The sequence below is a fragment of the Collinsella sp. LCP21S3_C7 genome (assembly GCF_052118485.1).
Classification (GTDB): Bacteria; Actinomycetota; Coriobacteriia; order Coriobacteriales; family Coriobacteriaceae; genus Collinsella.
The window spans coordinates 1-605 of the sequence record NZ_JBQKHC010000061.1 but is presented as its reverse complement, the minus strand read 5'-3'; the positions used below and the strand labels follow the sequence as shown (position 1 = coordinate 605).

Sequence of the window (605 nt, the reverse complement as noted above, 5' to 3'; positions counted from 1 at the left end):
AAGAGGAAGGACCTCGTCGACGCCCTGGCGCACCTGAACGAGGCGGGCTCCCTGCTCGCCCCGGGAAAGGACGACCTCGCCGCGATCCGCGAGGCGATAGAGCTCACCGGCGACGGCGGCCTGTTCGGCAGCAGCTCCAGGGAGAAGCTCCAGAGTGCCCTTTCCACCTGCGAGACCCTGGCCCGCCGCCACGACTGCGTGGTGGCCAACCCGCCCTACATGGGCAGCTCCAGCTTCGGCCCCTTCATGTCCAGGTGGGTCAAGAAGAACTACCCCGACGTCAAGAGCGACCTGTGCACGTGCTTCATCGAGCGCGGGTTCAACCTGGCGAAGGACCGCGGCTACGCGGCAATGATCACCATGCAGAGCTGGATGTTCCTGGGCAGCTTCGAGAAGATGCGCTCCTCGCTCATCGAGGGCAAGTCGATCCTGTCCATGCTGCACCTGGGCCCTCGCGCGTTCGATGCCATCGGCGGCGAGGTCGTCAACGTCACGGCCGACGTCGTCTACAACGGCCGCGCGGCATGCGAGGGCGCCTATGTGCGCCTCGTCGACATCAACGGCAGCGATGCCAAGCGCAAGAAGGCCCTCGAGGCAATCCGAAA

Annotated in this window: 1 protein-coding gene; it reads left to right on the top strand. The window is 65.8% G+C overall.

Annotation, left to right across the window (positions count from 1 at the left end):
• A partial coding sequence (locus tag ACTQ1E_RS08870) for an Eco57I restriction-modification methylase domain-containing protein (RefSeq protein ID WP_441565899.1) occupies positions 1-605 on the top strand: 605 nt, incomplete at both ends.